The sequence below is a fragment of the Lactobacillus huangpiensis genome, assembly GCF_019972815.1.
GTDB classification, from domain to species: domain Bacteria; phylum Bacillota; class Bacilli; order Lactobacillales; family Lactobacillaceae; genus Lactobacillus; species Lactobacillus huangpiensis.
This window is the reverse complement of the sequence record NZ_BPPA01000001.1, coordinates 347693-363052: the sequence shown is the minus strand read 5'-3', so window position 1 is coordinate 363052 and position 15360 is coordinate 347693. Positions and strand designations below refer to the sequence as shown.

The window sequence follows — 15360 nt, the reverse complement described above, 5'->3', positions numbered from 1 at the left end:
ATTCCTCTAGTAAAAAATCATGTATAAATCAGTTAATTCATACATGATTTTTGCCATAATCTACTTACCTGCTTTGGCAGTTTCAGCCGCATCGATTCCAGCAAGTCTACCAGAAATATATGCAAAGCCTAAAGTACCACCTTCAAAATCAACGTATGCCTTACCATACATTCCTGATGCATCAGCACCAGCTACGTAAAGGTTTGGTACTGGTTCACCATTTGGAGCTAAAGCATGCATTTTTTCATCAATGGTTGCACCACCAAGAGTGCCCAAGTTACGAGCGATGAATTTCACAGCGTAAAATGGACCCTGCTCTACTGGAATCATTCTCTTAGTATCAGAGAAGAACAAATCATCTTCGCCTTTCTTCTTAGCGTTATTGTATTGCTCAACTGATTTGGCCAAATTATCTTTGTCAACACCCATCTTTTCAGCTAATTCTTCTATGGTGTCAGCAACAAAAATAACATTGGTTGAAGCAAGTTTATTCAATAATGAAGTAAAGTCGGTCTTTTCGTGTTCGTGCTTGATATTTTCATCAGTATCCGTTGGGAAATTAAATTCCATGTAAAACTGATGATGGTTCTTCCACTTGCCATAGTGATCTTCAATTGCGACAGTTCCGCCTTCTTTAATCTTATCCAGCATTGCCTGGTCAAAGACAACAAACTCAGTTTGTTGTGGTTGTTCTGACAATTCTGCACCATGAACAGCGAAATCTAGTGCATGAGTTTCACTGGCATAACGTTGACCACGATTGTTAACACGCAAGTTAGGAAAATCAGCTAAAGCATTGACAGGCATCCAGTTTGGACCGACAATTTTAGCCATTTCGCCAATATCTTTATCACTAAAAGTTTGCCAGAAGTAATGAGTAGAACCATTAATATGGTGAGCAGTACCTGCATCCCATGCCATGTTCAAGCCATCACCGGTGTTTTGCAAAACTTGACCTTGTGTGCTGACATCGCCAAGATACTTTTTGCGCATTTCAGGACTGCCACCAAAGCCACCAGTTGCAATGACAACTTTCTTAGCATTAACGTGAAGAGTTTTTTCATCGCTTTCGGCAATTAAACCAGTAACTTTACCTTCACTGTCTTGCAGCAACTTTTTACCGGCAAAACCAAAGTACATATTGCCACCGATTGACTTGAATTTTTCAATTAGTTTGGTTACGGCCTTAGTACCGCCTTCTTGATAACCATGAAGAGTAGCTGGCATGCCAATATGGTCATAACTGCCACCTGTACCAGCATCAACCAATTTCATGATTGCGCCGTTTTCATTTAACCAGTCAACCGTCTTACCTGCTTCATCAATAATGCGGCGCACAAGAATTGAGTTCATGTAGCCTTGAGAAGCATCCATGTATTCGTCATAGAGCCACTTCTTAGAGACAACCGCATTTTGATCTTTTTGTTGTTGACTGTCACTGGCAAACATACCACCAGCAAAAGTAGTTGCACCAAGTGGGGAAATAGTTTTTTCAAACAAAGCTACACTTGCACCATGTTGACGAGCTGCTAAAGCAGCTGCCACACCAGCACCACCGGCACCAACTACTGCAACATCAACGTCAATAGTTTCTTCCTTCTTGCCAGCAGTTTGACCACCATTTTCTTTAAGGGCATCAAAGTCAACTCCTGCCTTGTTCAGAGCCTCTTTAACGCCTTCAATAATACCGTGTGAAGTTTCAGAAGCACCAGAAACGACATCAACATCGACTGATTGCTGATCCACAATTTTTTGCGCCATTTTCTTAAATGCGTTATCAGCCAAACTGTCGGGAGTATATTTATCTAACGGTTTAACATTTACTATCTTGTCTGAGTCAACTTCGACTTCAAGGTTGATTTGACTTTCCTTACCTTGACCAGAACCGGTATACTTTCCTGGATTCTCGGTTATTTTTTTTGTCATATAAATGACCCCTTTCACTTTAAAAAATCTTATTCAGCATGACGACGAGCAGCGTTTGCGTCTGGTAAAACTGCCAGTACGATAATTTGCACTACAAATACAAGACCTTGAATAACAAAGGTTAATGCATAGTTCTTACCGGCAATTGAGGAAATGATAACTGGAAGGAAGAATGATAATAGCAGTGATACTGTACCAACAAGTCCACCAGCACTACCAGCGTTCTTAGGACCGATCTCTGGGAATGTAATTGGCATAGCCTGCATAATAGGACCAGTCATAGCGCCAAATACGCCGCCAAGGATTAGTGCAATGCTTAATGGCATTCCTAATGGAATATACCAAGTGATGGCCATTAACAAACCACCAAGAGCAGTAATAACAATCATCATTGGTTTTGCCTTTTTGGCCTTATTAATAATTGCTGGGCCAAAGAGTGAACCCGCTAAACTACCAATAGTAGCAACAGAAGCAACCACACCAGCAGCAGCAGGAGTCATTCCCCTGGCAGCAAATGCTTGCGGCAAAATGCCGGAAAAGGCTTCACTAGCACCCATACCAAAACCAACGGCTAAAGCTACGTACCAAGTTTTCTTACTTTTAGCAGCAGCCTTAAAGTATTCAAATGTTGACTCAGATTTGCCTTGTCCTGTTTGGGGTTGTGGAACCTCTTCACCCTTAGGAGTGTCTTTAACAAAGATCATCCAGCAAATAGCTAAAACCAATAGTACAGTTGATGAAAAGATATATGCCTTTTCAACAGTCGGGAACAAAGAACTGGTAGCTTGGGAAAGCATAATTCCAACGCTAGCAGAAGCAAAGAAGACACCCATAGCTGTATTAGTATCTTGTTTAAACCAGGTACCAAAGATTTTCAGAGTATTAGCATTTAACAAAGCCATATAAACTCCGAAAAGTAATAGGGTTAAAAACATTGTGACGAAGTTTTTAGCAAAAAGGCGACCGTATGCACCTAGTACTGAGATAACCAAACCGAAAGAAACGATTTTCTTAGCTCCAAACTTATCAGCAAGAGAGCCGGCAGGAATACTTAAGAAAACTGCAACGAGCATTGGTGCCATTAATAAACCTTGAAATTGTGCTGGTGAAATATGCAGTTCTGGCATAATTTGGACAGCTAAAGCAGAAATCTGAAATTGAATGTAACTACTAATTGCGTCAAGCAAAGCAGCTATTGCTAAGATTACCCACCTATAATTTGAAAGCTTAGGTAACTGTTTTTCATCCATGATATATAAAAACTCCTTTTATGATAAAAACTAATTTTCAGCAGCATATTGTCCGGCTAAACGACCAAAGGTCTGGGCGTGACTGCAAGTAAGGCCAGGAATTCTATCTGGATAACTGCCCCAGAAGAAACCACCACTGGCATTACCGGCTGCATAAAGGTGAGGAATTGGATCACCATTCTTGTCAATGACTTCCATCTTAGTATTGATCCGTAATCCATCCAGAGTAGCAAGTAAGCGTCCGCCCATGATGACGCCATAATATGGTGCTTTATCTACTGGGAATAATCTGAACTTTTCTTTACCAAAGTCTGTATCCTTGCCTTGTGCGCACATCTCGTTATAACGTTTTACAGTTGCAACTAATGTATCCTTTGGCAGGTTCAATTTTTCAGCTAATTCTTCAATCGTATCTGCTTTCTTAACTAGGCCGTCGTCAATTCTGCGTTGAATTTCTTCTTTGTTTTCCTCAGTATTGTAAATACCAGGCCAGCCTAAACGAGAGCAACCTTGAGTATCAAATTGTGCCAAGTGATCCATAGTATCTTCTGACCAAATCTGTGCTTCCAGGTAGCCTGGTTGCTTAGCCATCGCATTAATATCAAATTGGTAAGGAACACTTTCGTTGCCGAAACGCTCACCTTTTAAGTTAACTTTTAGTAGTGGATAAGCACCCATCCAGAAGTAGCCTGGATCTTTAAAGTCAATGACATAATGGTCTTCAGCCTTAGTGCCAACAGGAACTGCACCACGGTCAAAAATGATTTCAGCTGGTTCTTCATCGCGAGCGGCTCCGACTTTAAGACCAGCAAGAATACCTGAACCATCATCACGAGGTCCATCGGAATAAACATTCTTCTTGTAGCCAAGTGGATCCCATTTCTTCATTAATTCAACATTGGCACCGTAACCACCAGTACAAATGATGACACCCTTATTAGCTTTATATTCAATCTTTTCGCCACTTCCGCGATCACTAGTAATTACACCAGTAACTGCACCACTATCATCTGTCACTAATTCTTCTAATCTAGTGTTGTATTTAAGGGTTACTCCTAATTCTTTAACTTTATCAATTACCCAATCGCCATAATGAGCCCAGCCATTATCAGGTGTTGCAATTGCTAACTCAGTATTGAAAGCTGTATTAACAACAGTTTCATAGTGGGCATCCTTTTGTGGTCTCAAAACGCCACCATTTGGTTTCAAAATATTATCTTCAAGCCAATTGGCAGTTTCATCTGCATGATTTGCCCAAGTCCACAATAAACGTTCATCAACATTATCTTGGAAGAACAAGGTTAAAAAGTTCATTAGTTTAGCTTTATCAACTTTAATTCCTGCTCTTCTTTGGGCGTTACTGTCCAGCGCAGCAAAGAATGAACGGAATAAAAATCTTGAACTTCCTTGCTTATCAATCAGGAGAACTTTTGCTCCCTTTTCAGCAGCAGCACAAGCTGCCATAGCGCCAGAATTGCTTGCACCTGCAATAATGACATCATAAGTATTTTCCATTTTTATACCTCACTTCTTTAAACAAATCCTTTAACCGTTTTCATAATACTATGAATCAAGTGAATTAATGCACCATTTTTAGAATTAAGAATTACTAAATGGAATACAGAACATAACAGTTTAAAAAGCCAAAATAAAAAATGCTTGTAATATCAACGTTTACATGCTGATTACAAGCATTCCAAAAACAAATTTTATTTGTGCATTACTTATTTTTATCCTCAGATAAATATTCGTTTATTGCTTTTTTCAATGTACTGGCCACTTTTTCAAGTACAGAGTCGTTAGTAAAGCTTTCCATGTATGCAATTCCATATGGTGAAATATCATGATAATCAATGGGAATATACTTGATTCCCTCTGATTGATAATCCGCAATAAAGTTAGGCAAAATGCCATAACCCCAGCCACCTCTAACATAAATATCCATGGCCAAGAAATCTTGCACAAATTTGATATGTTCCATACCTAATTTATTGATTAAAGCGGTTTGAAAATTCAACTGCACGTTTAAAGTACTGTTAGGATCAAGCAAAAATACGTCACGATCAATTAAATCTGAAATAGAAATTTTAGATTTTTCTGCTAAAGGAGAACCTTTCGGACAAGCAGCAACCACTTTACCCTGAACCATTGGTTCAAAGTGAATATCTTCAACAACATCAACATCTTCTCGTGCAATTGCACATAAATCAACGTGATGGTTGAGAAGTTCACCAATAGAATTATTGAGTACAAAGACAAACTGGATATTCAAGTTACTTCCAGATTCACGCAGTCTTCGTAAAAAAATTGGCAGAATTTTTTGTTCAAATGGTGTATCGCAGACTCCTATTCTTAAAAGTGTTTCAGGGTCATTCTTTTTGCTTTGCAAGTATGCTACCGTGTAATCCATATCATCTACCACATTGCGAGCAACACGATAGAAATACTTGCCAGCGCTTGTTAAGGAAATACGGTGATGAGCACGATTGATTAAAGTTACTCCCAGAGTGTCCTCGAGATCCTTAATATTTTTAGAAACTGCCGACTGGGAAAAATTTAAGCGCTCTGCGGCGATAGTAAAACTGGAATTATCTATGGCCTTAATAAAACAGCGTAATTGAGTGAAATTCATTTTATTACCTCATCAAATTAGCAAAATTTTCTTCCTGTGTATATTATACTAAAAATTAACATACTTAAAAAAGACTGTCCTATTAGTTACTGTTTTGAACTATACAAAAGGGCCATTTAATATTAATGACCCTTTTTAACAATACCTACTATTTTATCTTACTTAGCGCATCCCTAACTGCGTCTTTGAGACCACGTGATGAACTCGAAGCACCACTGACTGCATCAACATCAACAGTATTTTCCTGAACCATCTTAGAAGGCAGAGTCTTAATGGCTTTCAAACCATAGTCATCCGACTCAGCTTGTTTCAAAACTTCAATATTCTTTAGGTTCTTTTGCTCATCAACAGTTACCCGTACAACTATTTCATCACCCATGCCTTTAGTAGATTTACCAATGTATTGGTTCTCTTCCGTTTCATAGGTTTCATGTTTAAGATCTGAAGTTAAATGCTTTTCATGCATAGTAGCACCGCTTGCTGCATCGGTTGCTTCATCAACCTTTGGTTTAGCCGCATTTTCTCCAGCAATCTTGCCCCAAATCAAACATTCTGCCAAGTTATTGCCGCCTTGGTATTGGTTAGCACAGATACCGCCAAGTTCACCAGCTGAATAAAGATTAGGGATAGCTTTGCCTCTGGTATCCAAAATTTCCGCATTTTTATTTCTTCTTGGACCACCTTGAGTGTTAAGCATTGTCTGCTCCAATTTGACGGCATAAATTGTATTACCGTCAAACTCACGCAAAGTAGCTGGATCTCTTCTAAATTCGGGATCGTCTTGTTCCTGACATGCTTTATTAAAACGATTGAGAGTATCAGACAAAACTGCCGGTTCAACCCCAATTTTATCGGCTAATTCTGAAACAGAGTCAGCCTTGATAACATTTTCTGTGTACGGCTTGTAATCGCCAATAATTTTATCATTATCTAATTCATGCTTTTTGGTTTCATCAAAAATCAAGTATGGGTGTTCTTGGTTTAGTGGTATTTTCCATTGGCCGTGATTCTTGATGTGACCGTGACGATTTTCTTCTGCTTCATTAAAGTATCTGGTACCATCATCACCTATAACAAAAACACTACCGGTAGAAACAGCTTCATTTTGAGCTCCCAACATTAAACGACCACGCTGGCCCGCTGGAACTGCAAAAGCCATGCCATGAAGCAAACCCAAAGACTCAAAGTTGTGCAAATGCCAAAAGTCAGCGCCAACTTCCTGAGCCATTCTCAGACCATCACCTTTGTTGTAAAGGGTACCTAACGGTGCCAGTCTTTTTGCCCCGATAAAGTCTTCAATCATTCTTTGATTGTTTTCAAACCCACCAGTCGTCATGACGACACCATTCTTGGCTTGCACTTTTAATAGTTTGCCGTCGCGTTTAATGACCACACCGTAGATCTTTTTACTTTCTGGATCCTGAATTAGTTCTACAGCAGGTGTGTCATATAAAACATCTATTTGGTCTTGCCGCTTAACTACCTGCTCCTTCAAAATTTGCCATAAAGAAGCGTCAAACCAATGTTTAGTGACAGTGGTAAAGTCATAAGACTCTGAACCCTCAAACTCAGGAAATTCTCTGAAAGCATAACTTTTATCTGGCGCATATTCTTTAGCACTGTTAGGTTTGACTCCTAAATACTGGGAAACATATTGCGGTGTATTAACCATCCCCTCAACGTAGGTATCGATCATGTCTTCGTCAAGTTCCATTGGCGCCGTTAGTTTTTGATAATACTTTTTCATTTCATTAAAGTCATCGCCAGAACCAATTAATTGAGCTGAATAACGAGTATTACCGCCTTCATGACCCTCTGGAGCCGAATCAACCAGCAGTACTTTAGCATCATGGTCAGCTGCAAACCGTGCTGCAGTAGCACCAGCACCACCAAAGCCTAAGACAACAACATCATAATTTGCATCCCATTCAAAGTTTTTATGATAAATCATAGTAATCTCCTCATTAATTAAATCGTTTTCATTTAACAAGTTAATTTTATCACGTTATTTTTTAAAAATAACAAATTCACAAAACAATAACTAATTATTAATAACTGTAATTTAACTCATAATTACTGTTAAAATAACTTGACTTAAAGTACACATTAAGTACTAAAGTAATCGTATAAATCAGGTAAAGGAGAATCAATATGGACGATCACAAAGATGATGTGCAAAATGGTATTTTTGCTTTGGGTGAAAAGAATACTGCTTATCAAAAATATTTTATTGGCCAGAGTTACCTGCAAAGCTTGGTCAATGATCCTAAGATTAACGTAAGCGTCTCAAACGTTAGTTTTGAACCGGGTTGTCGTAACAACTGGCACCAACATATGGGCGGCTTTCAAATTTTATTAGCTACAGCTGGCGAAGGCTGGTATCAAGAAGAAGGAAAGATTGCACGTAAATTACATCCGGGAGATGTAGTAGTTGTTCACGATGGTGTTAAGCACTGGCATGGTGCTACCAAAAATAGTTGGTTTGCGCATATTGCTATCACTGCGGGAACACCAAAATGGCTGGAGCCAGTCACAGATGAAGAATATGAAAAATTGGAGGATTAAAAAATGAAAAAGCAAACAGCCGGTAGAGATAATTTAGGTGATTTTGCACCTAAGTTTGCAGAATTGAATGATGATGTTTTATTTGGTGAAGTCTGGTCAAGAGAGGACAAGTTGTCTGCACGTGACCGTAGTTTAATTACTTGTGCCGCATTAATGGCACAAGGAGCTTTTCCTCAACTTAAATCACATATGATTATTGGAAAAAAGAACGGCATTACGAAAGACGAAATGGTCGAACTGATTACTCATTTGGCATTTTATTGCGGCTGGCCGAAGGCTTGGTCTGCTTTTGATTTGGCAAAAGAAATTTTCACTGATTAAAACCTTTAATTTAAAGCAGCTGGCCTTTTGTCCGGCTGCTTTTTATGTCTAAAATCTATGGTCTTTAACGGTTTCTGCATCCCTAATTTTATGCTAACCTGTAGAAGTATTAATTAAAGAAATCACAGGAGCAAAAACCTATTATGAGTAAAAAAATTCTAATCTTACATACTGGTGGCACCATTTCAATGTCAGAAGATGAAAATGGAAAAATTAAGCCTAACAGTCAAAATCCCTTGGCTGACCTGTCTTTAAACGTTAATGACGATGTCCAGATAGTTACTGAAGAAATTTTCAACTTGCCTTCTCCTCATATGACACCAGAGCGCATGTTGCAACTTTCTTTGCGGATCCGCCAAGCAGAAGCCGAAGGCTTTTTCGGGGCAGTCGTGACTCACGGCACAGACACCCTGGAAGAAACAGCTTTATTTTTAGATTTAACCATTTCCAGTAAAATGCCTGTGGTAGTAACCGGAGCTATGCGCTCTTCTAATGAAATTGGCAGCGACGGACTGTACAATTTCAGAACCGCAATCATGGTAGCCAGTTCTGATGCTTCTATTGGCAAAGGTGTTGTAGTTGTGATGAATGATGAAATTCATCCCGCTCGTTATGTTACGAAGACCCATACTACAAATGTTGCTACTTTTCGCACAGCCACATTTGGTCCTATAGGAGTTGTATCCGAAGGTCACGTTAATTACGTGCAAACTATCAATCCCCAGCAACACTTACCAATTGACCACATTATTTCAAATGTTTATTTAGTAAAGGCCTATGCAGGAATGGGACCAGAGATCTTTCAAGCTTTAAATAAGCCAGCAACAAACGGGTTAGTAATTGAAGCTTTAGGTGCCGGTAACATGCCACCCCAAACATTACCTGAATTGCAAAAACTGCTTGATTCTGGAATTCCCCTGGTATTGGTTTCCCGATGTTTTAACGGTATTGCTGAACCAGTTTATGATTATCAAGGTGGCGGTGTCGGATTAGCCAAAATGGGCATTATCTTCTGCCGCGGCCTCAATGGACAAAAAGCCAGAATTAAGCTCTTAGTTGGTTTAAGTGCTGGTCTGAAAAATGAGCAATTAAAGAAATACATTAATAATTAAATCAGCAATGAAAACCATCTTCATATAAAGATGGTTTTTTCTTGCAAAAATTGGTAATTATTTGTAAAATGACCGTTGGTCATTATTGAATGAAAGGAGTATATCTGCCATTATGTATGTCTTGACTGCCAAAGAAAAAGAAGCAAAAAAACAGCTAATTGCAGCTGCCGCCAGCAAGTTATTTCAAAAAAATGATTTTAACCAAATATCTATGGCGCAAATTGCCCATGAATCTGGCGTTGCCAAAGGCACACTATTTAATTATTTTAAAACTAAAGAAAATATCTTTATGTACTTATTGCTTTCTGGTTACCAAGATTACCTCACGGAAGTTCTTCAGCGTTTTCAAAAAACTAAAAATATCACTTCGTGGGCTGATTTTTCCTCTTTTATACTAGAGCAAAACCATTTGTTAATCAGTCAGAGGACAGATTTATTACGTCTTAACGCGTTACGTGGTCCAATTTTAGAAACTGCCGCTGACAGAGAACAGACATTGGCTGGTCGCGAAAAACTCTATGAAATAAACAGGAAACTGGGACAAGCAATAGCCGAGAAAATTTCACTGCTTAGCGTTAAGCAAGCCAGTCACCTTTTCATCATTCAAAGTGCAATTATTAGCGGACTAATGAATATGATGAACCTGGATGAGTTTCACCATGATCAATTACCCGTTGATTTTAAAGTTTTTCAAATCGACCTCGAACAAGAAGCAAATCAATTAATGCTCTTTTATTTACAAGGCTTAGAGCAAAAATTGGAAGGAGCAAAATAAAATGAAACTTGCTAATATTAGAAATTTTGCCATAATTGCTCATATTGATCATGGTAAATCAACATTAGCTGACAGAATTATGGAACAAACTGATACTGTCAGCAAAAGGCAGTTAAGTGACCAACTTTTGGACAGCATGGAAGTTGAACAGGCTCATGGTGTAACAGTCAAATCAAGATCAGTGCGTAACTTTTATCAAGCAGATAACGGTCAGGAATACGAATACAATTTAATCGATACCCCAGGGCACGTTGATTTTTCTTACGAAGTTTCTAAAAGTCTGGCTGCCAGTGATGGCGCTATTTTACTGGTAGACGCAACTCAGGGTGTACAAGCACAAACCGTAGCCAATTTGCGTTTAGCTTTAAAACATAATCTGACTATCATTCCGGTGATTAACAAAATTGACAATGCAGCGGCAGACGTAGAGGCAACGGAGGCACAAATACGTGCCTTAAGGCCAGAATTTGCAGACGCGGATATTTTAAAAATTTCTGCTAAAACAGGAGAAAATGTTCATCAAGTATTAGAAGCAATTTATCAAAAAATTCCAGCCCCTCAGGGAAAACCCGATGCAGCACTTAAGGCACTGATTTTTGACTCACAGTATGATTCATATCAGGGAATTATCGCGGATGTCAGACTAATTGATGGTCAGTTAAAGAACCAGCAAAAATTGCAGCTAATGCAGGGCGGCAGCAAGTTTAATGCGCAAGCAATAGGGATTTTCACCCCAAACATGCAGCCAGTAAAAGAATTAAATGCGGGAGAAGTCGGCTATATTGTGACTGGAATTAAAGATGTTGCCAGTGTCCAGGTTTGCGATACCTTAACCACTGCAGAAAATCCTACTAAAAATGCCATTCCCCACTTTAAGCCAGCGCAATCAATGGTTTATGCCGGTTTTTATCCTAAGGGAGATACCAGTTATGAAGCCTTAAAACAAGCTATTAGTAAGCTAGCTCTCAATGATTCCGCTTTTCATTACGCTCCCGAACAGTCTGAAGCTCTTGATGCCGGCTTTCGCTGCGGTTTCTTAGGCATTTTTCACTTGCAGATAATCCAAGAACGACTGCGGGATGAATATCATGTGGAAGTATTAACCACTGCACCGAATGCAACCTATCACGTTTATCTCAAGCAGCCTCAGCCTAAGCAGGAATACCTCACTATCACCAATCCAGCGAAATTTCCTGACTTTTCTGAAATTGATTACGTCACTGAATCTTATGTCAAAGCAGTCATTACCACGCCCAATGAATATTTAGGTGCAGTCATGAAATTATGTGACCAGCATTTTGGGGAAATGGTTGACTTGGATAATCAACAAGATTTAGTCACATTAATATATAAACTGCCGGTTTCCGAAATTGCCTATGACTTTTTCAACAGCTTAAAATCAATTACTCATGGGTTTGCGACGCTTGACACCGAATTTCTGGATTACGAACTGGTTGATGTAGTTAAAATTCAAATTCAGATCAACTATGCTGCTGTTGATGCTCTCGACATTATTGTGCCACGTCAAAAAGCCGATTTGATCGCCCATAAGTTAGTTAAAAAATTGAAATATACGGTTCCGCGTCGTCTATACCCGATGCCGGTGCAAGCAATGGTGGAAAACAAAGCAATTGCGAGAGTGGACGTGCCGCCTTTACGCAAAAATGCAGCTGTGAACGGTGAAAAAAGAAGCATCTCGAAAAAGCAACAACTTTTACGCAGACAAAGTTTAAATAAAAGACAAGCTGTTAAAAGCGACATTAAGTTGCCCCAAAGCGTCTTCGATGCAATTTTAAACATTAATGAACCGGATTAAGAACTTGAGGCAAATAAAAGGCGAGAAGATATATCTTTCTGGTTTTCTATAGATTAAAGTTTCATCAAAATATACTGAGTTACAGTGACAGCACTTAACATTTTTGTAACAAGTAACAACTTAGTTGCAAGTACTAAAAAAATTCCTAACTGTGAAAGTTAGGAATTTTATTTTTTAACTTAAAATTAGTCGTCTAATTTTTCTTTGTTAGTGACATTCAACTTGTCATCAAAGGTGTAAACTACTGGTTCACCGGTCTTCATTTCCAAGTTCATAATATCAGCATCAGAAATGTTTTCGATGTACTTAGTCAAGGCACGAAGTGAATTACCGTGAGCTGCAATAATAACGTTCTTGCCAGCTAACAAGTCTGGAGCAATGTGGTCTTCCCAGAAAGGCATAACTCTTTCCAAACAAACCTTTAGGTTTTCAGTCCGAGGAATGATGTGTGGATCAAGATCGGCATAACGACGATCATGAACTTGGCTGTATTTAGAGTCATCCTCAATCTTTGGTGGCAAAACATCATATGAACGACGCCAAATGTGAACTTGCTCATCACCGTATTTGTCAGCAGTAGCTTTCTTGTTTAAGCCTTGCAAGCCACCGTAATGACGTTCGTTTAATCTCCAGCTCTTAGTTTCCGGAACCCAAAGTTGACCGCTTTCTTCCAAAGCATAGTGTAGAGTCTTAATGGCACGAGTTAAAACAGATGTATAAGCTTGATCGAACTGCAGACCATGTTCCTTAATTAACTTACCTGCGTTCTTTGCTTCTTCAACGCCTTTTTCTGATAAATCTACATCAATCCAACCAGTAAATTTATTTTCAAGGTTCCATTCACTTTGTCCGTGACGGATCAAAACTAATTTTGACATGAAATATCTCCTTTGCAAATTAAATGTTTCACTTACTATTTTACACATTTACATTTTGTTTTCATAGGGTTTAGGACTAAAAATCATTTTTAAAATCCAAGTTTTACGATACAATAGATATAATGATGATTATAAGAAAAGAGAATACCTAACTCACTATGAAATTCAAAAAATTATTAATGGGCTTGAGCTTAGTTGCAGCGCTTGCTGCAGGCGGATGCTCCAAGCAGAAAAAGCAAAGCGAACCCATTCTAACTAAAAGCCAAGTAATCAAATGTTCACAGAAATCATTTAAGAGTGGACAAGCCAAGCAGGTCGTAACCTTAGGAACCGATACTTCCAAGCAAATTGTTACTACAACTGCTGTTTTTGGTGGCAACCCTACTGTATTTCAACTTAACTACCAAACTCAAGCCAAAGGTAAAACACAATCTTCGCAAGAGTGGGTTGATAATTCCAATCACGTTTATATTAACGGCTCAAGTGACTGGTATAAAGCGGATTTTAACAAATTAACCGGGCACTCTTACGCTGATTTACTCGATTCTATAGTTAATAATTCAATGTTAATGGATCCACCTAAGGCTCTTACTAACGCTTATAAAATGACTAGAAAAGGTCACACTTATACTTTAAAAGCGAACATCACAGACCAGAAAACGATGAAAGATGCATTAGATCCGATATTTACCACCAATACTCAAAGCCCTAAGCAAAAAACCATCTATCATAAATTAGTCAAAATGGGCAAAATTAAAGGTATGACTGCAAAACTTGTGATTAAAAATAAAAAGATGTATAGCTTTCAATATCTAGTTAAAATTAGAGTAAATAAATTAATGCAATTCAGCGCTGGACAAAGTTATGGCAACATGGGCAGCAAAGACTTCTTAAAGATACCTACCAATGCCCTTAATGCTAAACCACTGCCTAAAACAAACAAAAAGAAAAAATAATTTTTAAATCACAACCTCGAAACTAAAACTTTCGGGGTTTTTATTTATTTAAGACCCCTAAGATAATTCTTTGACCAGAGAAAAAACCAAGACTTGCAAATTTAGGATTAATTAATTCACCAAAAACCTGTTTTTTTAAGCCTAATTTATGTAAAAAATTAAAAAATCATACTCTGATTAATGTACAAAACAATTTTTTATCATTTTTAAACTCTATTACTTCAATGATGCAGTTGTAACACTAAAAAAAATCGGACAAGTTTTTATATCAACTTAACTAAAAATGCTATATAATTTCCTTAAGGTAAAATAAAAATATTAAAAAGGAGATGTCCACAATGAAATTGAAGAAATTTTTGACGGCTATGTTATTGTCTGCCACTTTAGTTGGTGGTGGTCTAACTCATGCAAAAACAGTCGATGCAGCATTATCAAAAAAGCAGGCTATTGCAATTGTTAAAAAGAAAGAGAGCAACCAAACTAGTGGCCAATATACTACCAGCACAAAGATTAAAAGTGGTAAGCAAAAAATAAATTTCGACTCTCATGGTGCTTTTACCACCAAGCCTGAACTAGTTCAAGCCATTACTAAAGTAAAATCTGGCAAACACGCTGAAACAGTAGAGCAATGGATTGATATGGACGCAAAACGTGTCTACACCAAAGCAGATGGCAAATGGCAATATACACCTATTGCAGACGCTGATACTGCCAAAACTGATATAAAAAAATATAGTAGCGATCTGAAGAAATTTGCTAAAAGCATCACTACTGATTTGAGCAAAAATGCCAAACTTAGTCATAAAGATGGAGTTTATACCCTCAAAAGTAATGTCAATATTACTAAGGCAAGTAAATTTCTGAACAAAATTTTTAAAGACTATAAGGTAGATCTCAAGTCGTTCAAAAAGCACGTTAAACTCAGCAAGTGTAATGTTACTTTTAAAATCAAAGATAAAAAAATAACAAGCTCTGCTACTTCTTTTAAAATGAACTACGACAAAAAAATGCCAGCTTCATTCAACTTTAGAATCTTTGGCTTCGGTAATTCCGACTCTTTGAAGTTACCAGATGAAGTCAAAATCGCCACTCCAGCATCTGCAAACTAATTTGAGCAATAAAGTAAAGG

General features: G+C 38.1%; 13 protein-coding genes. 7 read left to right on the top strand and 6 right to left on the bottom strand.

What is annotated here, in order from left to right:
• Positions 1-60: 60 nt before the first annotated feature.
• From LDM90_RS01690 to LDM90_RS01670, 5 genes are all read right to left on the bottom strand, one after another.
• Positions 61-1926 (bottom strand): FAD-dependent oxidoreductase, encoded by a 1866-nt coding sequence (locus LDM90_RS01690; RefSeq protein ID WP_223897574.1) that lies wholly within the window; start codon positions 1924-1926, stop codon positions 61-63.
• Between the two features lie 29 nt (positions 1927-1955).
• Positions 1956-3176 carry an MFS transporter gene (locus tag LDM90_RS01685; RefSeq protein ID WP_223897576.1) on the bottom strand — a complete coding sequence of 407 codons (1221 nt, stop codon included), beginning with the start codon at positions 3174-3176 and terminating at the stop codon, positions 1956-1958.
• 30 nt (positions 3177-3206) lie between these two features.
• Entirely contained in the window at positions 3207-4691 is a 1485-nt protein-coding gene (locus tag LDM90_RS01680; protein WP_223897578.1) for an FAD-dependent oxidoreductase, read from the bottom strand.
• A 205-nt stretch (positions 4692-4896) separates the two neighbouring features.
• Complete coding sequence (locus tag LDM90_RS01675) at positions 4897-5808, bottom strand: LysR family transcriptional regulator (RefSeq protein WP_223897580.1); 912 nt, start codon at positions 5806-5808, stop codon at positions 4897-4899.
• A gap of 148 nt (positions 5809-5956) precedes the next feature.
• A complete protein-coding gene (locus LDM90_RS01670; RefSeq protein ID WP_223897582.1) occupies positions 5957-7759 on the bottom strand; it encodes an FAD-binding protein in 1803 nt (600 codons plus the stop codon).
• A 200-nt stretch (positions 7760-7959) separates the two neighbouring features.
• Between LDM90_RS01670 and LDM90_RS01665 the strand changes: the two genes are divergently transcribed.
• The 5 genes from LDM90_RS01665 (at position 7960) to lepA (ending at position 12397) form a co-directional block, all read left to right on the top strand.
• The gene (locus LDM90_RS01665) at positions 7960-8373 is read left to right on the top strand and encodes a cupin domain-containing protein (protein WP_223897584.1); all 414 of its coding nucleotides are present in this window, start codon (positions 7960-7962) and stop codon (positions 8371-8373) included.
• 3 nt (positions 8374-8376) lie between these two features.
• Positions 8377-8694 (top strand): carboxymuconolactone decarboxylase family protein, encoded by a 318-nt coding sequence (locus LDM90_RS01660; RefSeq protein WP_034978182.1) that lies wholly within the window; start codon positions 8377-8379, stop codon positions 8692-8694.
• Positions 8695-8837: 143 nt separating this feature from the next.
• Positions 8838-9806, top strand: a complete 969-nt coding sequence (locus LDM90_RS01655) for an asparaginase (protein ID WP_223897586.1) — start codon at positions 8838-8840, stop codon at positions 9804-9806.
• A gap of 112 nt (positions 9807-9918) precedes the next feature.
• A complete protein-coding gene (locus LDM90_RS01650; RefSeq protein ID WP_223897589.1) occupies positions 9919-10581 on the top strand; it encodes a TetR/AcrR family transcriptional regulator in 663 nt (220 codons plus the stop codon).
• Position 10582: 1 nt separating this feature from the next.
• Entirely contained in the window at positions 10583-12397 is a 1815-nt protein-coding gene (gene lepA / locus LDM90_RS01645; protein ID WP_223897597.1) for a translation elongation factor 4, read from the top strand.
• Between the two features lie 185 nt (positions 12398-12582).
• Here the strand turns inward: lepA and LDM90_RS01640 are convergent, their stop codons facing one another.
• Positions 12583-13275: a 2,3-diphosphoglycerate-dependent phosphoglycerate mutase gene (locus tag LDM90_RS01640; protein ID WP_034978190.1), complete on the bottom strand. Its 693-nt coding sequence runs from the start codon at positions 13273-13275 to the stop codon at positions 12583-12585.
• A 158-nt stretch (positions 13276-13433) separates the two neighbouring features.
• Here LDM90_RS01640 and LDM90_RS01635 point away from each other — a divergent pair, with 158 nt between their 5' ends.
• Together LDM90_RS01635 and LDM90_RS01630 are read left to right on the top strand one after the other, a co-directional pair.
• Positions 13434-14231 carry a DUF6612 family protein gene (locus LDM90_RS01635; RefSeq protein ID WP_223897598.1) on the top strand — a complete coding sequence of 266 codons (798 nt, stop codon included), beginning with the start codon at positions 13434-13436 and terminating at the stop codon, positions 14229-14231.
• Between the two features lie 338 nt (positions 14232-14569).
• Complete coding sequence (locus tag LDM90_RS01630; protein ID WP_187154011.1) at positions 14570-15340, top strand: hypothetical protein; 771 nt, start codon at positions 14570-14572, stop codon at positions 15338-15340.
• Positions 15341-15360: the final 20 nt, after the last annotated feature.